18 protein-coding genes are annotated in these 22,317 nt (G+C 73.0%); 3 read left to right on the forward strand and 15 right to left on the reverse strand.

What is annotated here, in order from left to right; translation table 11 throughout:
• Positions 1-2: 2 nt before the first annotated feature.
• Complete coding sequence (locus HEK131_RS20300) at positions 3-704, reverse strand: DUF998 domain-containing protein (RefSeq protein WP_244336456.1); 702 nt, start codon at positions 702-704, stop codon at positions 3-5.
• Between the two features lie 365 nt (positions 705-1,069).
• Between HEK131_RS20300 and HEK131_RS20305 the strand changes: the two genes are divergently transcribed.
• Entirely contained in the window at positions 1,070-3,637 is a 2,568-nt protein-coding gene (locus HEK131_RS20305; RefSeq protein ID WP_244336457.1) for an ATP-dependent Clp protease ATP-binding subunit, read from the forward strand.
• Positions 3,638-3,657: 20 nt separating this feature from the next.
• On the opposite strand, the gene ggt is transcribed toward HEK131_RS20305, so the two are convergent.
• Entirely contained in the window at positions 3,658-5,460 is a 1,803-nt protein-coding gene (ggt, locus tag HEK131_RS20310; RefSeq protein WP_244336458.1) for a gamma-glutamyltransferase, read from the reverse strand.
• A gap of 92 nt (positions 5,461-5,552) precedes the next feature.
• Entirely contained in the window at positions 5,553-6,104 is a 552-nt protein-coding gene (locus HEK131_RS20315; RefSeq protein WP_244336459.1) for a YrhB domain-containing protein, read from the reverse strand.
• A 96-nt stretch (positions 6,105-6,200) separates the two neighbouring features.
• Between HEK131_RS20315 and HEK131_RS20320 the strand changes: the two genes are divergently transcribed.
• Both HEK131_RS20320 and HEK131_RS20325 read left to right on the forward strand, forming a co-directional pair.
• Positions 6,201-6,956, forward strand: coding sequence for a hypothetical protein (locus HEK131_RS20320; RefSeq protein ID WP_217465271.1), 756 nt, complete (start codon positions 6,201-6,203; stop codon positions 6,954-6,956).
• A gap of 116 nt (positions 6,957-7,072) precedes the next feature.
• Positions 7,073-8,629 (forward strand): CocE/NonD family hydrolase, encoded by a 1,557-nt coding sequence (locus tag HEK131_RS20325; RefSeq protein ID WP_244336460.1) that lies wholly within the window; start codon positions 7,073-7,075, stop codon positions 8,627-8,629.
• A gap of 49 nt (positions 8,630-8,678) precedes the next feature.
• Here the strand turns inward: HEK131_RS20325 and HEK131_RS20330 are convergent, their stop codons facing one another.
• From HEK131_RS20330 to HEK131_RS20385, 12 genes are all read right to left on the reverse strand, one after another.
• Entirely contained in the window at positions 8,679-9,560 is an 882-nt protein-coding gene (locus tag HEK131_RS20330) for an amino acid ABC transporter permease (RefSeq protein WP_217465273.1), read from the reverse strand.
• The gene (locus tag HEK131_RS20335) at positions 9,557-10,201 is read right to left on the reverse strand and encodes an amino acid ABC transporter permease (RefSeq protein WP_217465274.1); all 645 of its coding nucleotides are present in this window, start codon (positions 10,199-10,201) and stop codon (positions 9,557-9,559) included. The genes HEK131_RS20330 and HEK131_RS20335 overlap by 4 nt, the downstream gene beginning before the upstream one ends.
• Positions 10,202-10,213: 12 nt before the next feature.
• A complete protein-coding gene (locus HEK131_RS20340) occupies positions 10,214-11,143 on the reverse strand; it encodes a glutamate ABC transporter substrate-binding protein (RefSeq protein WP_244336461.1) in 930 nt (309 codons plus the stop codon).
• A 17-nt stretch (positions 11,144-11,160) separates the two neighbouring features.
• Positions 11,161-11,904: an amino acid ABC transporter ATP-binding protein gene (locus HEK131_RS20345; RefSeq protein ID WP_217465276.1), complete on the reverse strand. Its 744-nt coding sequence runs from the start codon at positions 11,902-11,904 to the stop codon at positions 11,161-11,163.
• 135 nt (positions 11,905-12,039) lie between these two features.
• On the reverse strand, positions 12,040-12,459 hold the full coding sequence (locus HEK131_RS20350; protein WP_244336462.1) for a DUF6278 family protein: 420 nt from the start codon (positions 12,457-12,459) through the stop codon (positions 12,040-12,042).
• A 15-nt stretch (positions 12,460-12,474) separates the two neighbouring features.
• Entirely contained in the window at positions 12,475-13,254 is a 780-nt protein-coding gene (locus tag HEK131_RS20355; protein WP_244336463.1) for an exodeoxyribonuclease III, read from the reverse strand.
• A gap of 36 nt (positions 13,255-13,290) precedes the next feature.
• Positions 13,291-13,926, reverse strand: coding sequence for an MBL fold metallo-hydrolase (locus HEK131_RS20360; RefSeq protein ID WP_244336464.1), 636 nt, complete (start codon positions 13,924-13,926; stop codon positions 13,291-13,293).
• 64 nt (positions 13,927-13,990) lie between these two features.
• On the reverse strand, positions 13,991-15,328 hold the full coding sequence (locus HEK131_RS20365) for an alpha/beta fold hydrolase (protein ID WP_217465280.1): 1,338 nt from the start codon (positions 15,326-15,328) through the stop codon (positions 13,991-13,993).
• Between the two features lie 117 nt (positions 15,329-15,445).
• Positions 15,446-17,239, reverse strand: coding sequence for an SWIM zinc finger family protein (locus HEK131_RS20370; protein WP_244336465.1), 1,794 nt, complete (start codon positions 17,237-17,239; stop codon positions 15,446-15,448).
• A gap of 392 nt (positions 17,240-17,631) precedes the next feature.
• Positions 17,632-20,478 (reverse strand): DEAD/DEAH box helicase, encoded by a 2,847-nt coding sequence (locus HEK131_RS20375; RefSeq protein ID WP_244336466.1) that lies wholly within the window; start codon positions 20,476-20,478, stop codon positions 17,632-17,634.
• Between the two features lie 82 nt (positions 20,479-20,560).
• Positions 20,561-21,142, reverse strand: coding sequence for a sugar kinase (locus HEK131_RS20380; protein ID WP_161150763.1), 582 nt, complete (start codon positions 21,140-21,142; stop codon positions 20,561-20,563).
• On the reverse strand, positions 21,139-22,284 hold the full coding sequence (locus HEK131_RS20385) for an ROK family glucokinase (RefSeq protein ID WP_161150764.1): 1,146 nt from the start codon (positions 22,282-22,284) through the stop codon (positions 21,139-21,141). Before HEK131_RS20385 ends, HEK131_RS20380 begins: the two co-directional genes overlap by 4 nt.
• Positions 22,285-22,317 lie beyond the last annotated feature (33 nt).

Below are 22,317 nucleotides of genomic sequence, written 5' to 3' on the forward strand. Positions count from 1 at the left end.
GCTCATCGCTTGCCCGCACGGCCGCGCGTGGCCAGGCGCTCCCCCTCGGGTGCCTCCCGCCGCCCCGGCATCACCGGCAGCACCGGCCCAGCGGCACGCGGCGCCCGCGCGTACAGGGCGAGCACCCCGAGCAGGACCATCTCGCAGCCGAGCAGGGCCCGTTCGGCCAGGCCGATCAACTCCCGGTCGCCCAGGTTCGCCGAGCAGGCCATCACCGCGGCCCCGGCCAGCGCGGCCCACCCCAGCACGCGTATGGACCGGGCCCGGCGCTCGCCGGGGCCGAGGCGGCGGGCCAGGAGGAGAGCGGCGGCGGGCAGTGCCACGAACGCGGTGACCGAGGCGTACCGGTGGACGTACGCCGACCCGCTCAGGTCGGTGGTCAGCGCGTCGGTGGGCACCACGGCGGCGACGACCAGACCGAGCCCCCAGACCGCCAGCAGCACCGAGGGCAGCCCGCGTACCGGCAGCGCCCGTGCCATCCCCGCCAGCAACAGCAGCGAGGCCACGCCCAGCAGGGCCATGCCGGTCTCTATCGGGCCGCCCCGGTCCAGTGCGGCGAAGTCGCTGACGGTCAGCGAGAGCGGGCTGAGTTCCGGATCGGTGTCCATGGGCGCCCACAAGGCCGCGTTCACGGCCAGGGCGATGGCTGCCCAGACCGTGGGCGCGAGAAGGTGCCTCCAGTTGCGGCTGCCCGGACGTGTCATGACTCCATGCTCGGCTTCCGGCGGACACCGCGGCACCGGAATCTCCCGGAGCCGCCCCTGATCCCGGCCCCCTAGCGGGGTCGGGGGCAACGGTCCCCGCGGGTGAGGGACCCGCCGCCGACCAGGGCGTTCATCCACTGGAGCCCCTAGGGGACGTCTTGTCGATCAGGCCGGGTCAGGACGCCGCGAGCCCGGAGTGATCGACGAGACACCCCCTGAAGAGCCCGGAACACCCGCCAGCTCGGCCGTCCGGTCCCCCGCCGAAGCCTGCGGGTGCCCTTCACCCCGCCTCGTGCCATCGTGGCAAGAGCGGCCGATCCGGGTTACCCGGCCGTTCCGCACGTCGTCTGCGAAGGACGGAAACGATGACCAGCGGCTACATCGGCCCGGAGGGCGACCCCTTCGGGGAGTTCTTCTCCCGTTTCTTCGGCGGCACCGGGGGCCAGGGCCAGCCCGGCGGCCCCCGCCAGATCGACATCGGCCGCCTGCTGAGCCAGCCCGCGCGCGAGCTGGTCAAGGGGGCCGCGCAGTACGCCGCCGAGCACGGCAGCCGGGATCTCGACACCCAGCACCTGCTGCGCGCGGCACTGTCCAGCGAGCCCACCCGCAGTCTGCTCAGCCGGTCCGGGGCGAACCCGGACTCGATGGCCACCGAGATCGACGGCCGCGCCGGCCCCGTGCAGCACCAGCCGGGCAAGGTGCCGCCGACCGCACTCTCCCTGACCCCGGCCGTCAAGCGGGCACTGATGGAGGCGCACGAGATGGCCCGGGCCAGCGGCGCCGGGTACATCGGCCCCGAGCACGTGCTGAGCGCCCTCGCGATGAACCCCGACTCGGCCGCCGGGCACATCCTGCACGCGGCCAGGTTCCGGGGCGGCCCGGTGCCGCCCGAGGCCCAGGACACCGCGCAGGGCCGCCAGGACCGCCCCCGGCCGACCTCCACGCCGACGCTGGACAAGTACGGGCGCGATCTGACCGAGCTGGCCCGCGAGGGCCGTATCGACCCGGTCATCGGCAGGGAGAAGGAGATCGAGCAGACCATCGAGGTGCTGTCCCGGCGCGGCAAGAACAACCCGGTGCTGATCGGTGACGCGGGCGTCGGCAAGACGGCGGTGGTCGAGGGGCTGGCGCAGCGCATCGCGGACGGCGACGTGCCCGAGGGCCTGGAGGAGCGCCGGGTGGTGGCGCTCGACCTGACCTCGGTGGTGGCCGGGACCCGCTACCGGGGCGACTTCGAGGAGCGCCTGAACAACATCGTGCAGGAGATCCGCGCCAACTCGGACAAGCTGGTCGTGTTCATCGACGAGCTGCACACCGTCGTCGGGGCGGGCACCGGCGGCGAGGGCGGCGCGATGGACGCGGGCAACATCCTCAAGCCCGCCCTGGCCCGGGGTGAGCTGCACATCGTCGGCGCGACCACGCTGGAGGAGTTCCGGCGGATCGAGAAGGACGCGGCGCTGGCCCGCAGGTTCCAGCCGATCCAGGTGCCGGAGCCGACCGTCGAGGACGCGCTGGAGATCCTGCGCGGGCTGCGCGACCGCTACGAGGCCCACCACCAGGTCCGCTACTCGGACGAGGCGCTCGCGGCCGCCGTGGAGCTGTCCGACCGGTACCTCACCGACCGCCGGCTGCCGGACAAGGCGATCGACCTGATCGACCAGGCGGGCGCGCGGGTACGGCTCGGCGCCCGGACCAAGGGCGCGGACGTGCGCGCGATGGAGCGCGAGGCCGAGCAGTTGGTCCGGGACAAGGACCAGGCGGTGGCGGACGAACAGTACGAGCAGGCCACGCAGTTGCGGGACCGGATCGCCGATCTCCAGCGGCGGATCTCGGAGGCGGCCGACGACGGGGAGGCCGTCGAGGGGCAGAACCTCGAGGTGACGGCGGAGGCCATCGCCGAGGTCGTGTCCCGGCAGACCGGGGTCCCGGTGAGCCGGCTGACCCAGGAGGAGAAGGAGCGGCTGCTCGGCCTGGACGAGCATCTGCACCAGCGGGTCGTCGGCCAGGACGAGGCGGTGAACGTGGTCGCCGACGCCGTGCTGCGTTCCCGCGCCGGGCTGTCGAGCCCGGACCGGCCGATCGGCAGCTTCCTGTTCCTCGGTCCGACCGGTGTCGGCAAGACCGAACTGGCCCGGGCGCTTGCGGAGTCGCTGTTCGGCAGCGAGGACCGCATGGTGCGGCTCGACATGAGCGAGTACCAGGAGCGGCACACCGTCTCCCGGCTGGTCGGGGCACCGCCCGGTTACGTCGGTCACGAGGAGGCGGGCCAGCTCACCGAGGTGGTGCGCAGGCATCCGTACTCGCTGCTGTTGCTGGACGAGGTGGAGAAGGCGCACCCGGACGTGTTCAACATCCTGCTCCAGGTGCTGGACGACGGCCGGCTGACCGACGCCCAGGGGCGGACGGTGGACTTCACCAACACCGTGATCGTGATGACCAGCAACCTGGGCTCGGACGTCATCACCCGGCGCGGTGCCGGGATCGGCTTCGGGCCGGGCGGCGCGGACGCGGACGAGGAGGCGCGGCGGGAGCAGATCCTGCGGCCGCTGCGGGAGCACTTCCGGCCGGAGTTCCTCAACCGGATCGACGAGATCGTGGTGTTCCGCCAGCTCACGCCCGAGCAACTGCGCCGGATCACCGACCTGTTGCTGAACGGCACGCGCGAACTGAGCAACGCCCAGGGCGTGGCGGTGGAGTTCACCGAGGCGGCCGTGGACTGGCTGGCCGAGCGCGGCCACCAGCCGGAGTACGGTGCGCGTCCGCTGCGCCGCACCATCCAGCGCGAGGTGGACAACCAGTTGTCCCGGCTGCTGCTGAACGGCACGGTGGCCGAGGGCGGCGAGGTGACCGTCGATGTGGCCGACGGGCGGCTGGACTTCCGGGTCCGGGGCCAGGAGGCCCAGCCGGCCGAGGCGCAGCGCGAGGGCGCCTGAGGCTCCCTCCGGTCAGCCCGTCAGCCCGTCGATTTCACGACCATGGCGGAGCCGCCGCCGCGCCGGGTCGTCTCGGCGGCGGCCAGCCACTTCCCGTCCGGCAGCCGCTGTACGCCGGTCGCGGCGCCGATCTCCGGGTTGAGCTTGAAGCTGTGCCCGAGCTGTTCCAGCCGCTCGCGCAACGCGCTGTCGTACAGGGCGGGTTCCAGCTCGGTCTGGGCGGCGTTGCGCTGGCTGGCGCGGGGTGCGGCGATGGCGTCCACCAGCGGCAGACCCCGGTCGAGGAACCCGGTCAGGGTCTGGAGCACGGTGGTGATGATGGTGGCGCCGCCGGGCGAACCGAGCGCCACCACGGGCCGGTCGTGCCGGTCGAGGACGATGGTCGGCGAGATGGAGGAGCGGGGGCGCTTGCCGGGTCCGGGCAGGTTGGGGTCGTGGACCGCGGGGCTGGCCGGGGCGAAGGAGAAGTCGGTCAGCTCGTTGTTGAGCAGGAAGCCCCGGCCGGGCACGGTGATGCCGCTGCCGCCGGTCTGCTCGATGGTGAGGGTGTAGGCGACGACGTTGCCCCACTTGTCGGAGACGGTGAGGTGGGTGGTGTTCTCGCCCTCGTACGTGGTCGGCGCGGCCTTGCCCTTGGTGGCGCAGGCGGCGGGGTGGCGCGGGTCGCCGGGGGCGAGCGGGCTGGTGAGGACGGCGTCCGGCTTGATCAGGCAGGCCCGCGAGTCGGCGAACCGCTGCGACAGCAGTTGCTTCGTGGGTACGTCCTCGAAGGCGGGGTCGCCGACCCAGCGGCCCCGGTCGGCGAACGCGATCCGGCTCGCCTCGATGTACCGGTGGAGGTACTGGGTCTCGCTCGCCTTGGAGAGGTCGCTCTTCTCCAGGATGTTGAGGGCCTCGCCCACCGTGGTGCCGCCGGAGGAGGAGGGCGCGATGGAGTACACCTTCAGGCCGCGGTACGAGGTGTCGGTGGGCCGCTGGAGTTTCGCGCGGTAGCTCGACAGGTCCTTGGCGGTCAGCTTGCCGGGGCGGGCGTTCCAGCCGGAGGCGGGGTCGACCGGGGGCTTGTTGACGGTGGTGAGGATGTCCCGGCCGAGCTCGCCCTGGTAGATCGCGTCGGCGCCCTTGCGCCCCAACTCCTGGTAGGTCTTCGCCAGATCAGGGTTCTTGAGGGTCGAGCCGACGACGGGCAGCTTGCCGCCGGGCAGGAACAGCCGGGCGGTGTCCGGGAAGTAGCGGAAACGGGTCTCGTTGGAGGCGGTCTGGGAGCGGAAGGTGTCGTCCACGGTGAAGCCGTCGCGGGCGATCCGCTCGGCCGGCCGCAGCACCTTGGCGAGGCTGCTGGTGCCCCAACTGCGCAGTGCCGTCTGCCAGGTGGCCGGGGTGCCCGGAGTGCCGACGCTCAGTCCGCTGGTGACGGCGTCCGCGAAGGCGAGCGGCTTGCCGTTCTCCAGGAACAGGTCGGACCCGGCGCTCAGCGGGGCGGTCTCGCGGCCGTCGATGGTGTGCACGGTGCGGGACTTGGCGTCGTAGTAGACGAAGTAGCCGCCCCCGCCGACGCCCGCCGAGTACGGTTCCGTGACGCCCAGCGCGGCCGCGGTGGCCACGGCCGCGTCGACCGCGTTGCCGCCGTTGCGCAGCACCTCGATGCCCGCCGCACTGGCGTCGGCGTCGACGCTGGAGACCGCGCCCCCGTAGCCGACCGCCACGGGCACCTTCCCGCCGGGCCCGCCCGGCGCGGCCGGTGGAGCCGCCGCACCCATGGACGACACGACGGCGACCGACACCGCCAGCACCGTCAGCTTCCGCGTACCAGGACGACCCATCCGAACCTCCCGAGAACACCGTCCGCGCAGCGTAACCAGATTCCCGAGGCCCTCGACAGTATGCCTCGCGGCCCGGGCCCCCGCACGCGGACTCAGCCGGCCCGGATGGTGTCGACGGCCATCACCGGGTCGACGGGCGGCACCAGTTCCCGCGTGACGACGGCCACGAGCCCCGCCGGAGCCGCGCCCTCGCCCAGCCCGGTCACGTACGCGGCAGCCTGGGAGAGCGCCAGCACGGGCACCCGCTGCCGCAGCAGACGCATGGCGGGCAGCCGCCCCTTCTCCGCGACGGCGGCCCGGACCTCGTCGTGCAGCTCGTCCACGGCGGTCCGCACGACCTCTCCCCGGATGCGCACCCGGTAGTCGGTCTCCCACGCCCCCGAGGCCCAGGAGACGGCACCGACCGAGTGCAGCCCGCCGTCCATGCGGTCGACCAGGTACGGGCCTGCCCCGACCAACAGGAGAGCAGGGTCACGGGTCCGCAGGTACTCCGCGGTCGCCACGGAGACGATCCACGCCAGTTCATGCCGCACGGCCCGTGAGACGACCAGGTTCGGCGGCTGCCTCCCCAGCGCCGACTTCCGCCGGTACTCGCGTTCCAGCTCCTCCTCGACGATCCGCACCGCGGCATCCAGCTCGATCACGCGCCCAGCATCGCGGAGTGGCCCGCGCGGCGGCCACCGGGTTTACGGGGCCCGCGCCCGCTCTCCGTACTCATGGACCCGCTAGCATCCCCCCGCATGAACGACGACGTGCGCAACATCGTCCTAGGGGTCATAGCCGCGGGGGTCAGTGCCGCGCTGGGTTGGGTGGCTCGTACCTATCTGTGGCGGCGGAAGCTGCGGCGGAAGCAGGGGTTCTTCGGGTTGCCGGACAACTCGGAGTCGCTGTTCGTGGTGAACCGGGACCCGGCCGCCACCGAACCGGCGGTGCACCGCTTCGATGTGTTCGCGCTGCTGGAGCTGTCCGCGCTGATCAAGGACTGCGGGGCGCACCTGCAGTTGGTGACGCAGGACGTGCCGCACCAGGGGTTCGGCGAGCGCACCGAGTTCTGTGTGGGCGGCCCGGCGTCCAACCGGCGCATGCTGGCGCACATGTCGGCGATGCTGCCGGGGGTGCGGATGAACACCGAGAAGGAGAAGGGGCCGAACCGGGGCGCGTTCCGGATCGGCGGGGAGACCTACCGGATGGAGCCCGGCACGACCGAGTACGTGCTGCTGGCGAAGGTCTCGGCGGGGCGGCAGACGCGGCCGGTGTTCCTGTTCTGCGGGCAGCGGGCGATCACCAATCAGGCCGCGACCCGCTATCTGGCCCGCAACCACGAGCGGTTGGCCCGCAAGCACGGCTCGGGATCGTTCGTGCTGCTGCTGAAGGTGGTCAACTCCCAGGCGTACGGCCCCGACCTGGTGGAACTGGTCGCCGATGTCACGCGGGCGGCGCAGGCGCCGTTCCAGGAGACCGAGGAGACACCGGCAGCGGCGGCACCCGCCTCCTAGGGCGCAACACTCTTCAACAATTGTTACCCGTACGTAACTTACCCACGGGTTACTTGAGGTAAGAACAACCCACTACTGTCGGGTCACTTTCGCACTGGCACGCGTCAGGAGTGACCATGGCCCCCACCCGCAAACCCCTGCGCACCTGCGCCGTCGGCGCCCTCTCGGCGGCGCTGGTCGCCGGCGCGGTCGTCGGACTGGCTCCCGTCGCCCAGGCGGCCCCCGCCGTACGGTTCGTGGACATCCCCGGAGACGGGGGGACCGTACTGAAGGCGAACGTCGTCACCCCGGCCGGCGCGGGGAGCCATCCGCTCCTGGTGCTGCCGACGAGCTGGGGCCTGCCGCAGGTCGAGTACCTCGCCCAGGCCCGCAAGCTCGCCGACTCCGGCTATGTGGTCCTCACCTACAACGTGCGCGGCTTCTGGCAGTCCGGCGGCGAGATCGAGGTGGCCGGGCCGCCCGACCTCGCGGACGCCTCCAAGGTGATCGACTGGGCGCTGGCGAACACCCCCTCCGACCCGGACCGTATCGGCATGGCGGGCGTCTCCTACGGCGCGGGCATCAGCCTCCTCGCCGCCGCCCACGACAAGCGGATCAGGGCCGTGGCGGCGCTCAGCGGCTGGGCCGACCTGATCGGCTCGATCTACTCCGGCCGCACCCAGCACGTCCAGGCGGGCGCCCTGCTGGACGGCGCGGGCCTCGTCACCGGCCGTGAGAGCGCCGAACTGCGGAAGATCTTCGACAGCTTCTACGCCTCCGACCTCGCCGACGAGCAGAGCCTGATCGACTGGGGCGAGCGGCGTTCCCCCCTGACCTACCTGGACCGGCTGAACGCCAACAAGCCCGCCGTCATGCTCGCCAACGCCTGGAGCGACTCGGTCTTCCCGGCCAACCAGTACGCGAGCTTCTACGAGAAGCTGAGCGGCCCCAAGCGCCTCCAGTTGCGCCCCGGCGACCACGCCACCCCCGAGCTGACCGGCCTGTTCGGGCTGCCCAACGACGTGTGGCAGGACACCGGCCGCTGGTTCGACCACTATCTGCGGGGCGTGGACAACGGCGTCGACCGCGAGCAGCCGGTCCAGCTCCGCTCCCGCGGCGGCGGAGGTTACGAGGGCTACCCGGACTGGAAGTCGGTCGCCGCCACCGACCGCAAGATCGCGCTGGCGGGCAGCACCACCATCCACGCCAACGTCGACTCCGGGGCGGACGGCGGGATCGTCCTGCTCTCCGGCCTCCTGGACCAGGTCACCAAGCTGCCCCCGATGGCCTCCGTCCCGCTGCTCCCGCGCCGCTGGGCGGCCGTCTGGCAGTCGGAGCGGTACGCGGCCCCCCAGCGGGTACGCGGCACCGCCAGGCTGCACACCACGCTCACGCCGACCGCCGAGAGCGGCACCTTCGTGGCCTACCTCTACGACGTGGGCCCGCTCGGCATCGGCAAGCTGGTCACCCACGCGCCCCTGACCTGGCACGGCCGCACCCCGGGCGAGCCGTTCGGGGTGGATCTGGACCTGTTCTCCACGGCCTACGACGTCCCGGCCGGGCACCGGCTGGCCCTGGTGGCCGACACGGTCGATCCGCTCTACATCGAGCACAACCCGTCCGGCGCGCGGCTGACCTTCTCCTCGCCCGGGAACGACCCGTCGTACGTGTCGGTCCCCCTGCGCGAGCAGTGATCTCCGGCCGCCGCCGGACGAGCATGGCCCGTGTGAACCGCCGCCTTCGTCACGGCTTCGGAGCCGTGGGTGGCTCCCCACCCGGCAGCGGCGCCCCAGGGCCGGGCGCGGCGACAGCCACGGCCTCGGTCTTGGGACTGCGCTGCTCCCGGCGGGACACCCAGACGGCGAACCACGAGAGCAGCATGCACATCCCGATGTAGATCGGCGAGATCACCATCACCACGGGGATGAACGGCAAATCGTAGTCGAGGTTCGAGGCGATGAGCTTCCCGGCATGGAGGAACTCCTCGTAGGTGATGAGGAAGCCCAGCGAGGTGTCCTTCAGCGCGACGACCAACTGGCTGATGATCGCAGGCAACATGGCGCGTACGGCCTGCGGTACGAGGACGTAGGACATGACCTGGGTTTTCCTCATGCCGAGAGCGAACGCGGCCTCGCCCTGACCACGTTCCACGGAGTTCACCCCGGAGCGGAAGACCTCGGCGAGCACCGAGCCGTTGTAGAGGGTCAGTCCGGCGACGAGGGCGGGCAGCGGCTGCACCTTGAGCGCCACGAAGATGAAGAAGATCATCACCAGGACGGGCATCGCCCGGAAGAACTCCACGAGGAGCGTCGCCAGCCAGCGCACCGGCGCGTGGTCGGAGAGGCGTCCGGCGGCCAGCACTCCGCCGAGGGCGAGGGAGAGCACGGCGGCCATGCCGAACGCCTTGAGGGTGTTGCCGAGCCCGCGCAGCAGCAGTTCCTGGATGCCCTTGTACTCGAACGGCATCCACTTGGTGGCGGTGAACTGGCCGGTGGAGAAGAGGAGGTAGAGGAGCCAGGCGACCAGGCCCAGCAGGACGGCGGTGGACAGCGCCGCGTACAGCGCGTGGCGTCGGCGGGTGCCGGGGCCGGGGACGTCGTAGAGCGCGGTGGTCTCGGCGGTCATCGGGCCACTCCCCACTTGCGTTCCAGCAGGTTGAACAGGGCGCTGATGGCGAGCGTGATGATCAGGTAGCCGACGGCGATCCAGAAGAAGGTCCAGATGATGTTGTAGCCCAGTTCGCTCAACGTCTTGTAGGTGCCCAGCAGTTCGGTGACGCTGAAGGCGCCGGCGATGGCGGAGTTCTTGGCCAGCGCGATCAGGGTGGAGCCGACGGGCGGGATCACCGAGCGGAACGCCTGCGGGAGGACGACCACGCTGAGCGTCTGCGAGAAGGTCATGCCGAGGCTGCGGGCGGCCTCGCCCTGGCCCCTGGGCACGGTGTTGATGCCGGAGCGAAGCGCCTCGCAGATGAACGCGGAGGTGTAGCAGCCGAGCGCGAGGACGGCGAACGCCTGGAAGGGCAGGACGAGTCCGAACCGGGGCAGCCCGAGCAGCACCGCGAAGAACAGCAGGGTGAGCGGGGTGTTGCGCAGCACGGTCACCCACACCGTGCCGAAGACGCGCAGCGAGGCCACGGGCGCGACCCGGAAGGACGCCATCAGGAAGCCGAGCGCGAGGGCCAGCAGGGAGGCGTAGACGGTCAGTTCGACCGTGCCGAGGAATCCCTCGGCGTAGACGGCGAAGTTGTCTGTCAGTACGTTCATGGCGTCCTTCCGTCAGCTCGCCGGGTAGCGGTCGATCGGCGGGGGCTTCGGTGCGGGCACGCCGGACAGGCCGAGCGTGGCGTCGTACGCCTTCTTCCAGTCGCCGTCCTTCTCGCGGGCGGCGAGGGCGTCGTCGAGCGCGAAGCGCAGGGCGTTGTCGTTGCGCGGGACGCCGATGCCGTACGGCTCCTTCGAGAACGGTTTGCCGACGACCTTGAGTTCGTCGGGGGCCTTGGCGGCGTAGCCGATCAGGATGGCGTCGTCGGTGGTGACCGCGTCGACCTGGTAGGTGAGGAGGTTGTCGACGCAGACCGAGTAGGTGTCGTAGGCGACCAGGACGGCCTTCGGGAACTCGTCCTTGATGCGCTGGTACGGGGTCGAACCGGCCGCCGAGCAGACGCGTTTGCCGTCGAGGTCCTCGGGTCCGTTGATGTCGTCGGTGTCCTTGCGGACGAGCAGGGACTGGCCGGCCATGTAGTAGGGGCCCGCGAAGCCGACGAGCTTCTTGCGGTTGGGGTTGATGGTGTAGGTGCCGACGTAGTAGTCGATCTGGCCGTTCTGCAGGGCCGTCTCGCGGTTGGCGGAGGCGATCGTGCGGAAGCGGACGGAGTCGCCGGGCAGACCGAGGGAGGCGGAGAGCATCTTGGCGATCTCGATGTCGAAGCCGGAGTACCGGCCGGTCGCCGGGTCCTTCTCGCCGAGGTAGGGCTGGTCCTCCTTGGCGCCCACGACGAAGTGGCCGCGCTTCTTGGCGCGGGCCCAGGTCGGGGAGCCGGGGAGGCTGAAGTCTCGGTCCACCGAGTAGTGCGGGAGCTGGTCGGGGGCGGGGCCCTTGGTGGGCGGGCTGCCGTCCTTGCCGCAGGCGGCGGCGAGCAGGACGAGCGAGGTCAGCAGGGGCGCGAGCAGGCCGACGGCGCGGGGCGCGCGGGTGTGGCGGAACATGGGTCGCACTCCCCCGGTCAGTGCTTGAGGATCTTGGAAAGGAAGTCCTTGGCGCGTTCGCTGCGCGGGGCGGTGAAGAACTCCTCGGGACTGCGGTCCTCCACGATCCGGCCGTCGGCCATGAAGACGACGCGGTTGGCGGCGGAGCGGGCGAAGCCCATCTCGTGGGTGACGACGATCATGGTCATGCCCTCGCGGGCGAGCTGCTGCATGACCTCGAGCACCTCGTTGATCATCTCGGGGTCGAGCGCGGAGGTGGGCTCGTCGAAGAGCAGCGCCTTGGGGTCCATGGCGAGGGCGCGGGCGATGGCCACGCGCTGCTGCTGGCCGCCGGAGAGCTGGGCGGGGTACTTGTCCGCGTGGGCCGAGAGGCCGACCCTGTCCAGGAGTTCACGGGAGCGGCGGTCGGCCTCGGCCTTCTTGCGGCCGCGCACCTTGGTCTGCGCGAGGGAGACGTTCTCCAGGACCGTCTTGTGGGCGAAGAGGTTGAACGACTGGAAGACCATGCCCACTTCGGCCCGCAGCCTGGCGAGCGCCCGGCCCTCCTCGGGAAGCGGCCGGCCGTCGAGCGTGATCGTGCCCGACTCGATGGTCTCCAGCCGGTTGATGGCCCGGCACAGCGTCGACTTGCCCGACCCGGAGGGGCCGATGACCACGACCACCTCCCCCTTGCCGACGGTCAGGTCGATGTCCTGCAGGACATGCAGCTCCCCGAAGTGTTTGTTGACGTCACGCAGTTCGATCAACGGATCGACGGCCATCCGCAGCCCTACTCACTCTCGCCGAGTCGTAGTGGCCGAAACTATCCAGACCGTGCCGGAGCGTGCGGACGACACGCACTTGGTGGCATTAGCCGTATTTAAGCCCCAGTTGTGCGGCGCGGGGATGTGCGGGGGTCAGGGTTCGGCGATCTCCGCGTACGACTGGGACAGTTCAGGAAGGCCGCTCGCGGCCCACTGACGGCCTGACTCGGCGACCTCCACCTCCCGGCCGGAGGCGAGCCGCAGGACGGGCTCTCCGTCCCGTCTGATGCGCCAGGAGGCGCCGGTTACGGTGCGGACGACGACGGTGCCGAGGTAGAGCCCGGCGTCGTTGCCGAGCCAGGGCAGCACCTCGGGGTCGTCCCGCCAGCGGGGGACGAGCTGGTCGAGGGCCTCCAGGGAGGCCGGGGTGTCGTCCAGGCGGACGCCCGCCCGGGCCGCCTGGGAGCGCAGCAGCTCGCACTCGGAGAGCAGGGCGGCGATGGCCTCGGGGTCGGCCGGGAGCGCCGCGTCACCGCTCTTGCCGCGCCGGTGGCCCAGGAACGGGATGTTCATGGGCCAAGCCTGGCATCACACGTCGAGGTCGACCACCACCGGCGCGTGATCGGACGCGCCCTTGCCCTTGCGCTCCTCGCGGTCGACGTAGGCGTCCTTGACGGCTCCGGCGAACGGGCCGTTGCCGTACACCAGGTCGATGCGCATGCCACGGTTCTTGGGGAAGCAGAGCTGGCGGTAGTCCCAGTACGTGTACGGGTGGGCGTACTTCAGCGGGCGGGGCACCACGTCGCTCAGGCCGGTCTCGCGCAGGGAGGCGAGCGCGGCGCGCTCGGCGGGGGTGACGTGGGTGGCGCCCTCGAAGGCGACGCGGTCGTACACGTCGTCGTCGGCCGGGGCGATGTTGTAGTCACCGAGGACGGCGAAGGGGCGGCCGCCCGCCGCGTCGCCGGCGACGGCGGTCTTCAGCGCCTCGAGCCACTGGAGCTTGTACGCGTAGTGCGGGTGCTCCACCTCGCGGCCGTTGGGGACGTACACCGACCAGACGCGGACCGGGCCGCAGGTGGCCGACACGGCGCGGGGCTCCTGGGCGCCCTCGTAGCCGGGGTCGCCGGGCAGGCCCTTGACCACGTCCTCCAGCCCCACGCGGGAGAGCACCGCCACGCCGTTCCACCGGCCGGTGGCGTGGACCGCCGACTCGTAGCCCAGCTCGCGCAGGGCCTCGACCGGGAACTGCGCCTCGGCGACCTTGGCCTCCTGGAGGCAGAGCACGTCGGTGCCGCTGCTCTCCAGCCAGGCGAGCAGCCGCGGCAGGCGGGCGGTGATCGAGTTCACGTTCCAGGTGGCGATACGCATGTCCCTCAACCTACCCGCCGGGTCCGACAACGGGCCTCACAGCTCGGCGGAGGCCCCCGGTGCCAGGCGCAGGTGCTCGGCGTCGGCCAGGGCGCCGATCTGGCGGTCGTAGATCGGCCGGGCCAGGTCGGTGAGGAGGGCGTCGTGGACGTCGTAGGCCCGCCGGGGCTTGACCTCGCGGACGTACTCGATCACTTCGGAGATCTTGTTCCAGGGGGCCATCACCGGGAGCATCAGCGTCTCCACCGGCTGGTCGGGGACGGTGAGGGCGTCGCCGGGGTGGAAGACCTTGCCGCCGTCGACGAGGTAGCCGACGTTGGTGATGCGCGGGATGTCCGGGTGGATGACGGCGTGCAGCTCGCCGTGGACCTGCACGTCGAAGCCGGCGGCGGTGAAGCTGTCGCCGTGTCCGACGGTGTGCACCCGGCCGGGGAACGCGGCCGTGAGCTGGTCGGCGACCGACCTGAGGGTCCAGATCGCGGCTTCCGGGTTCGCCTCCAGCGCGGTGCGCAGCCGGCCCTCGTCGAAGTGGTCCGGGTGTTCGTGGGTGACGAGGACGACGTCCGCGCCGAGTGCCGCGTCCGGCTCGCTGAACCCGCCGGGGTCGATGACGAGCGTCCGGCCGTCCTTCTCCAGGCGGACGCAGGAGTGGGACTTCTTGGTGAACTTCATGGCTCCCCGTCCTGCCGGTTCGGCTGCGGTCGCTTCCATCGTGCCGCGTCCAGCGGCCGGGGACTCACTCGGCGGGCGTGGTCTCCTCGCGGATGACCCGCTGGGCCACCCGGAAGGCGCTGTTCGCCGCCGGGACGCCGCAGTAGACGGCGGCCTGGAGCAGCACCTCCTTGATCTCCTGCGGGGTGAGTCCGTTGCGGAGCGCGGCGCGGGTGTGGACGGCCAGGTCGTCCAGGTGGCCGCCCGCGACCAGCGCGGTGAGCGTGACGCAGCTACGGGACTTGCGGTCCAGGCCCGGCCGGTCCCACACCTCGCCCCAGGCGTAGCGGGTGACGAGCTCCTCGAAGTCGCCGGAGAACTCGTCGGCCCGCGCGAGGACGCCCTCGACGTGCGCGTCGCCCAGCACCTCGCGGCGGATCTTCAGGCCCGTCTCGTAGCGGTCCGGCGGCGCGACCGGCTGCGGCGGCTCGGCGGCGGTCGCGATCTCGGCGACCGGCGCGGTGCGCGGCGGCACGACGGGAACGGGGGCAGGGGTGGGCATCGCCACGGGGGCCGGGGCGGCCGGGGCCTGCGTGACCGGGGCGGCGGCCGGGAGTGCGGCCTGGCCGGTGTCGAAGGTCTGCTGCCAGGCGGTGGAGAAGTGCCGGACGAGGAGATCGGTGACCGCGGCGGGCTGCTCGACGGGCACCAGATGGGAGGCGCCGGGTACGACCGCGAGCCGGGCGTCCGGGATCCCGGCGACCAGGGTGCGGGCCTCGGCGGGGCCGGTGACCTGGTCCTCGGAGCCGACCAGCACGAGCGCGGGCACCCCGATACGGCCCAGCTCCGGGCGCACGTCGAAGGCGGCGAGCGCCTCGCAGGCGGCGATGTAGCAGCCGGGGTCGGTGGTGCGCACCATCTGCACCGCCCACTCGGTGATCGCGGGCTGGGCGGCGGCGAAGCCTTGCGTGAACCAGCGGTCGGGGGCGCTTCGCGCGATCGGGTCGAGGCCGTTCGTGCGTACGATCACGCCACGTTGACGGAACTCGTCGGGGGTGCCGAACCGGGGCGAGGCGGCGACCAGCGCGAGCGAGGCGAGGCGCTCGGGGTGGCGCAGGGCCAGCTCGATGCCGACGGCGCCGCCGAGGGCGCAGCCCGCGTAGCCGAAGCGCTGCACGCCGAGACTGTCCAGGGTGGCCAGCAGGCGCGTGGCCAGCTCCGCGACCGAACCGGCCGGGTGGGCGGGGGCGCCGCCGTGGCCCGGCAGATCGAAGCGCAGGACCCGCCACTGCTTGACCAGTTCCGGAACCTGGCGGTCGAACATGTGCCAGGTCGTGCCGAGGGAAGGGCCCAGGATGAGCACGGGGGCGTCTTCCGGGCCGTCGAACCGGTACTGAAGGGTGGGGGTCTTCTTCTCACTCACCGCACCACGCTAACCGCCCGGACGGCCTCGCCGGGCCGGGGGGCCCGGTGACCGGCTCGGGGCTCCCCGGAAAGCCCGGGGAACTCTCACACGGTCTTCACGGCGTGCCTTCGGCGCTCAGAGCGAGTCCGGTATGTCCAAGGTGGTGAGGGCGGAGACCGGGTCGAGGTCGGGGGTACCCCGGGGCCACCAGTCCTCCTGGCCGGGCTCCGACTCGTACGCGTACCACAAGCCGTCCTGGCCCAGCCGGAGTTGGGCGTGGCCCGCCGGGTGGGTGAGGTGGTTGCGCCAGGGACGGAACGCGGGCAGGTCGGCGGCGAGCAGCAGCGGGCGCGCGCGGTCGAAGCGGCCCGCGGGCGGGTCCCAGGGCTCCTCGAGCACTCTCAGCCCGGCGAAGCCGCCCTGCCGCCAGGCGGCGACCGCGCGGGCCAGCTCGGCGGGGGTGCGCCGCACGGCGGCGGCCAGGGTGGCGTACAGGCTGCGGGTGGTGGCGGTCAGGCCGGAGCCGGGCCGGGCGGCCGCGAGGCGCACGGCGTCCTGCCACAGCGTCAGTCCGCCCACCGGGTCGCGGCCGGTGGTGAGCAGGGCGTGCGCGCGGGCGGCCGCGTCGGTGGCCAACTGGTCCAGCGCGAACGGGTCGGGACCGCCGGGCGCCGCCGGGTACGCCGGAGGCGCCTCGGGGTGAACGGGCGCGGGCAGCGGTGCCGGCAGCGGCGGGAGCGGGCGCCCCGCGAGCGCCTCCGAGGCCCTCACCCCGGGCAGCGCGGCCGGGCCCCGCTCCCGCGCGGCACGGGCCGCGTCGGCGGCGCTGCGCCGGGCGAGGGCGTCCAGCAGGTCCCGCTCGCCCCGGCCGCGCAGCAGAAGCAGCACGAACGGGTCGGCGTCCAGCAGGCGGGCCGTCTGGTAGCAGAGCGCGGCCGCGTGTTTGCAGGGGCGGCCGGAGTCGGGGCAACTGCAGTGCGAGGTGAGGTCGCCGGGGCCGGGCAGCAGGGGGACCCCGCAGTCGGCCAGGGTGTGCGGCAGCTCCTTGTCGAGCAGCGCGGCGATGTCCGCGGGGCTGTCCACCGCCGCTTCCAGGAAGCGCTCCCAGTCCTCGTCACCCAGCGTCCGCAGCCGCAACTGCACCCGGTACGGCCGTGGACGGCTCCCCCGTACGTACGCCAGCACGAGGCCCGGTGTCACGGTGATCGCGTCGACGTTGCCCGCGTCGGCGTAACCGCGCCCTCGGCCCAGCCGGTTGACGTCCAGCGCGGTGTGCTCCAGCGCGTCGACCCATGCCTGACCCCACCAGGTGGTGGCGAACTCGTGGTGCGCCTCGGGGCGGGGGGTGAACGGGGGGAAGGTGCGGCGGAGTTCGTTGTCGCGGTGGGGGGTGGCCATGGAGGAGGGGATGTGTGGGGGTGCGGGGTGCGGATGGGCGCCGGTGCTGGTCCGGGAAGGGATCCGCTCGTGCTCGGCGGGCTCCGGGGAGGCGGGCGTCGGCGCGTGCTCGGTGGGGGGCTCCGGCGTGGGGTGGTCCGCGGCCGGGCCCGGTTCCGGGGTGGTGGGGGCTTCGCCCGGCGGGGTGCGGTCCTGGTCCCGCGGGATCGCCGGGGCGGCCTTCAGCAGGGCGGCCATGCCGACGGGCTCGGGGCTGTCGTGCTGCGGCTGGGCTTCAGCGCCCTCGGGGTCGTCGGCCCACTCGGGCATACGGAAGGCGTTGCTGAGGAAGGCCCGCATGTCGCGGGCGACTTGGGCATGGGCGGAGCGCCCGGAGCCCTCGGCGGGCGCGGGTACGGGACGTGGCGTGGTCCGACGGGGGCGCCGCTCGGCTTCCCGCCGGGCGGCACGGAGCGCCTCGCGGGCGACGTCGGCCGGGCGAGGGCCGGCCGTGGTGGGCTCCTCGGTGGTCGGCGGAGGGTCGGCCGACATGGGCAGGCCATCGGACTCGGCATCCGAGTCGAAGTCCGCTTCCGCCCCCTCACGCCGGGCCGCGACAGCGGCCCGCAGAGCCGCCCGAGCGACCTCACCGGGCCGAGCCTCGGCTCCGGCGGCCTCCTGGGACGCGACGCCATCCGCCTCGGGAGCACCCCGCAGCGCGGCACGCGCCGCCCCGCCGGGCCGGTGCTTAGCCTCTTGCGCTTCGGCCGGCGCGGACCCTCCCTCGGCCAGCTCCCCCACGCGGTCTCCATGAGCCGCGTCAGGCGCAGCCGCCGTGCCGGACGACGCAGCCCCTTCCGCACCGCGTTCCCCGCCGGAGGCGCCCGCCCGAGCCGCGCGCAGCGCCTCTCGGGCTGCCTCCGCCGGACTGCTCTCCCCGGAACTCACACCGGCCTCCTCAGGGACACGAGGTCGGTCAGTTCGCGGTCGGTCAGCTCGGTCAGGGCGGCCTCGCCGGAGCCGAGGACGGCGTCGGCCAGGGCCCGCTTGGCGGTGAGCATCTCGGCGATGCGGTCCTCGACGGTGCCCTCGGTGACGAGGCGGTGGACCTGGACGGGCTGGGTCTGGCCGATCCGGTAGGCGCGGTCGGTGGCCTGTTCCTCGACGGCGGGGTTCCACCAGCGGTCGAAGTGGACGACGTGTCCCGCGCGGGTGAGGTTCAGGCCGGTGCCCGCCGCCTTGAGGGAGAGCACCAGGACGGGGATCTCGCCGGCCTGGAAGCGGTCGACCATCCGCTCCCGCTCGGGCACCGGGGTGCCTCCGTGCAGGAGGTCGACGGGGATCGCGCGGTCGGCGAGGTGGGCGGTGATGAGCCGGGCCATGCCGACGTACTGGGTGAAGACCAGCACCGAGCCGTCCTCGGCGAGCACGGTGTCCAGCAGCTCGTCCAGCAGGGCGAGCTTGCCGGAGCGGGCGGAGAGCCGGTCCGGGCGGGACGGCTCCTCCTTGAGGTAGAGCGCCGGGTGGTCGCAGATCTGCTTGAGGGCGCCGAGCAGCTTGAGGACCAGGCCCCGGCGGGCGATGCCGTCCGCTTCCTCGATGGCGAGCATCGACTCGCGCACCACCGCCTCGTACAGCGCGGCCTGTTCACGGCTGAGCGGGACGGGGTGGTCGGTCTCGGTCTTGGGCGGCAGTTCGGGCACGATGCCGGGGTCGGACTTCTTGCGGCGCAGCATGAACGGCCGCACCAGCCGGGCCAGCCGCTCCACCGCCTCGGCGTCCTCGCCGTTCTCCACCGCGCGCGCGTGCCGGGCGCGGAAGGACTTCAGGGGGCCGAGCAGGCCGGGGGTGGTCCAGTCGAGCAGGGCCCATAGCTCGGAGAGGTTGTTCTCGACCGGGGTGCCGGTGAGCGCCACCCGCGCGGGGGTCCTGATCGTGCGCAGCGCCTTCGCGGTGGCGGAGTACGGGTTCTTCACGTGCTGGGCCTCGTCGGCGACGACCATGCCCCAGGGCCGCTCGGCGAGCTGGGCGGCGGCGGAGCGCATGGTGCCGTAGGTGGTGAGGACGAAGCCGCCGGTGACGCCGTCGAGGGTGCGGTCGGCGCCGTGGAAGCGGCGGACGGGGACGCCGGGCGCGAACCGCTCGATCTCCCGCTGCCAGTTGCCCAGCAGGGAGGCGGGGCAGACCACGAGGGTCGGCTCGGTGCGGGCGCGCTCGAGGTGCAGGGCGATGAGGGTGATCGTCTTGCCGAGGCCCATGTCGTCGGCGAGACAGCCGCCGAGGCCGAGGGAGGTCATGAGGTCCAGCCAGGCGAGCCCGCGCAACTGGTAGTCGCGCAGGGTCGCGTCGAGACCGGCGGGGGGCTCGGCCGGGGCGATGCCCGCCGTGAGCCGGTCGCGCAGGGCGGCCAGCGCCCCCGTCGGGACGGCTTCGACGCTCTCCCCGTCGACCTCGGCGGTGCCGGTGAGGGCGACGGCGAGCGCGTCGACGGGGTCGAGCAGGCCCAGCTCGCGCTTGCGGGCCTTGCGGACCAGGGCCGGGTCGACCAGTACCCAGCGGTCGCGGAGCCGGACGACGGGGCGGTGGGCCTCGGCGAGGGTGTCCATCTCAGCCTCGGTGAGCGGGTCGCCGCCGAGCGCGAGCTGCCAGCGGAAGCTGAGCAGTTCCTCGCTCTCGAAGAACCCGGTGCCGTCGGTCGCGGAGCCGGGGGCGGTGCGGACCTCGGCGGTGGCGGCGAGGTCGCTCGCGAGGTCGCGGGGCCAGTGCACGGCGACCCCGGCGGCGGCGAGCCTGCCCGCCGCGACGCCGAGCAGGTCGGTGACCTCCTCCTCGGTCAGGGCGAGCACGTCGGGCACGTCCTGCGCGGCGAGCCGGTCCAGCGGCGCCCAGACGCGCGCCGCGCGCCGGACGGCGAGGGCGGCGTCCACGTGCGCGCGGGGCCCGAAGGCGTCGGCGTCCCCGGCCCACACGGTGGCCGCGTCGGCCACCAGGGTGGGGTCGGCGAGGCTGTGGACCTGGACGACGGCGGCGCCGGCGGACCGCGCCCGCTCGTCGTCGCCGGTGTCGAAGACGCTGTACCCGGACAGGTCCAGGCGCAGCGAGATGCGCACCCCCGCGTCCATGCCCGCGGCGACCTCGGCCGCCCAGTCGTGGGCGCCGGGCAGCGACTGGGGTTCGCGGGCGGCGAAGGGGCGCCCGCTGGTGTGCGGGGCGGCCGGGGTGCGGGGCAGGGTGTCGGCGACGGCGTCCAGGAAGGAGCGGACCAGCGCCTCGGGCTCGGGCAGGGTCAGCGGGCCGGGTCCGGGCAGCGGTACGGCGTGGCCCTCGGGCGGCAGGGCGGCGGCCACCGCGCGCAGGTGCGCGATGTCGTCGGGCTCCAGCGGTCCGGCACGCCAGGCGTCGTGCCCGCTCGGGGTGAGGCCGGGCAGCAGGCGGCCGCGGGCGGCCAGGCGCAGCGCGTGCAGCGCCGCGGCGCCCCAGCAGGCGGTGGCCGGGTGGGCGGCCGGATCGTGCCGGGCACGGACCAGCAGGGGCAGGGCGTCGGCGAGGGGCAGGGTCAGCGCGGGCACCTGGCGGCGGCGCACTCCGGTGCCGTGCGGTCGTACGACGGTCAGCTCGCCGGTGTCGTCCTGGCCGGGCAGGGGGTCGCCGTCGGGGTCCCAGAAGGCGATGCGGGCCTCGCGCGGGAGCGGGGCGGGGAGGTAGACGGAGGCGAGGCGCGCCGGGACCGTGTCCTCGGTCCACGCGCGGCCTGTCGTGGGGGCCTGTGCCGTGGCCGTGCCGTCGCTCATGCGTCCTGTCACCTCCCGTCCCTGCCGGATCAACTGTCTCCGACTGTACGGGCGGGGTCTGACAACGGGTTCCGGAGCGCGCTCACGGCACCGTGCGCGAGACCGCGTACACCATCGGATACTCCGGGTCGGACATGTTCACGACCACGTCCTGGGTGGGCGCGGGGTTCTTCTGCTTGTGGGTGAAGCTCGCCCAGGGGCCAGGGCCGGCGAGCTCCCAGCCGGAGATCTGCCGGTCGCGGGTGCCGATGGTGACCGGGCCCTGCTTCAACTGGTCCCGGCGCAGGCCGAGGGCGCCGAGGAAGCTGTCCAGGCCCGCACCGTTGGTGCGGAACTGCACGTAAAGGCGGCTGGTCTTCCAGTTGTTGGTCTCGTAGTAGGCGAGCCGGTCGGCGGGGTGCGGTACGGGCACCTGGTAGAGGCGGCGCTGCACCTTGGAGGGCCAGCCGGGGGTGAGGCCGGTGGCGGAGTACTTCGCTTCCTTGGCCTTGCCGCTGTCACGGCTCTGGTTGGCGGAGATCACCAGGTAGCCGGCCGGTACGCCGATCAGCAGCACGATGATCAGCAGAGTGAGGGCGCGGCGCCGGATGCGGTGGCGCGGGTCCTCACCCGCCGGGTGTGCGGTGGCGGGGGCGGCCGCCTGGTGGGGAAGCGAGGTGGTCATGCGGTGTCCCGGTCGCGGCGGGTCTGGGTGTACCGCTCGTAGCGTTCGTAGCGCTCCACGCGGCGGCGCTTGGCGCGGCGGAAGCGGCGGGCGACCAGCCGGGCGAGGTCCGCGGCGCCGACCATGCCGGCCTCGGGGCCGAGCTGGGCGCGGGTGATGCGGGCCTCGGGGCGGTAGCCGCGGCCGGTGAGGTGGCGCTTGAAGGCGTCGCGGGCGGGGCCGATGAGCAGGTCGTCGGCGGCGCTGACGCCGCCGCCGATGACGAAGCAGGAGGGGTCGAGGGCGGCGGCGAGGTTGGCGATGCCGACGCCGAGCCACTGGCCGATGTCCTGGAGCAGCTCGATGCACATCGCGTCGCCCTCGCGGGCCAGCTCGGTGATCATCGGGCCGGTGATGTCGCCGATGTTGCCCTTGACGTGCTCGATGATCCCGTAGGCGACCGGGGAGTCGGCGGCGGCCAGCTCTCTCGCCTCGCGGACCAGGGCGTTGCCGGAGCTGTACTGCTCCCAGCAGCCGCGGTTGCCGCACGGGCAGCGGTGGCCGCCGGGCACGACCTGCATGTGGCCGAACTCGCCCGCGACGCCGAACTTGCCCCGCTTGACCTGGCCGTCCTCCAGGATGGCGCCGCCGATGCCGGTGCCGAGGGTGATCATGACCAGGTGGTCCTCGCCGCGCCCGGCGCCGAAGCGCCACTCGGCCCAGGCCGCGGTGTTGGCGTCGTTGTCCACGAGGACGGGCACGGACAGCCGGCCGGAGAGCCGGTCGCGCAGGGGCTCGTTGCGCCAGGACAGGTGGGGCGCGAACAGGACCCGGTTGCGGTCGGCGTCGACCCAGCCGGCGGCCCCGATGCCGACGGCGTGCACGTCGTGCCGGTCGGAGAGGTCGAGCACCAGCTCGACGATGGTGTCCTCGACGACCTGGGGGCTCTTGGACTTGTCCGGGGTCTCCGCGCGGAGCTTCTCCAGGATGTTGCCGTCGGCGTCCACGACGCCCGCCATGACCTTGGTGCCGCCGATGTCGATGCCGACCGTCGGCACCCTGGGCGCGGTCAGGTGGGAGCGGCGTTCCCGGGTGCCCACCGTGCGCAGGACGGGGGCGCGGCGGGAGCCGATGGGGGCGGCGAGGTCGCGGTAGGTGCTCATCGGGCTCGATTGTGCCTCACGGTCATGCCGAGT

It is taken from the genome of Streptomyces seoulensis (assembly GCF_022846655.1).
Taxonomy (GTDB): Bacteria; Actinomycetota; Actinomycetes; order Streptomycetales; family Streptomycetaceae; genus Streptomyces.

Coding starts and splice junctions, on each gene's coding strand:
- HEK131_RS20355 (WP_244336463.1), bottom strand. CDS start 13,254: ATGCGTATCGCCACCTGGAACGTGAACTCGATCACCGCCCGCCTGCCG.
- HEK131_RS20370 (WP_244336465.1), bottom strand. CDS start 17,239: ATGTCGGCCGACCCTCCGCCGACCACCGAGGAGCCCACCACGGCCGGC.
- HEK131_RS20300 (WP_244336456.1), bottom strand. CDS start 704: ATGACACGTCCGGGCAGCCGCAACTGGAGGCACCTTCTCGCGCCCACG.
- HEK131_RS20305 (WP_244336457.1), top strand. CDS start 1,070: ATGACCAGCGGCTACATCGGCCCGGAGGGCGACCCCTTCGGGGAGTTC.
- ggt (WP_244336458.1), bottom strand. CDS start 5,460: ATGGGTCGTCCTGGTACGCGGAAGCTGACGGTGCTGGCGGTGTCGGTC.
- HEK131_RS20335 (WP_217465274.1), bottom strand. CDS start 10,201: ATGAACGTACTGACAGACAACTTCGCCGTCTACGCCGAGGGATTCCTC.
- HEK131_RS20345 (WP_217465276.1), bottom strand. CDS start 11,904: ATGGCCGTCGATCCGTTGATCGAACTGCGTGACGTCAACAAACACTTC.
- HEK131_RS20320 (WP_217465271.1), top strand. CDS start 6,201: ATGAACGACGACGTGCGCAACATCGTCCTAGGGGTCATAGCCGCGGGG.
- HEK131_RS20350 (WP_244336462.1), bottom strand. CDS start 12,459: ATGAACATCCCGTTCCTGGGCCACCGGCGCGGCAAGAGCGGTGACGCG.
- HEK131_RS20380 (WP_161150763.1), bottom strand. CDS start 21,142: ATGACCACCTCGCTTCCCCACCAGGCGGCCGCCCCCGCCACCGCACAC.
- HEK131_RS20385 (WP_161150764.1), bottom strand. CDS start 22,284: ATGAGCACCTACCGCGACCTCGCCGCCCCCATCGGCTCCCGCCGCGCC.
- HEK131_RS20330 (WP_217465273.1), bottom strand. CDS start 9,560: ATGACCGCCGAGACCACCGCGCTCTACGACGTCCCCGGCCCCGGCACC.
- HEK131_RS20375 (WP_244336466.1), bottom strand. CDS start 20,478: ATGAGCGACGGCACGGCCACGGCACAGGCCCCCACGACAGGCCGCGCG.
- HEK131_RS20360 (WP_244336464.1), bottom strand. CDS start 13,926: ATGAAGTTCACCAAGAAGTCCCACTCCTGCGTCCGCCTGGAGAAGGAC.
- HEK131_RS20340 (WP_244336461.1), bottom strand. CDS start 11,143: ATGTTCCGCCACACCCGCGCGCCCCGCGCCGTCGGCCTGCTCGCGCCC.
- HEK131_RS20325 (WP_244336460.1), top strand. CDS start 7,073: ATGGCCCCCACCCGCAAACCCCTGCGCACCTGCGCCGTCGGCGCCCTC.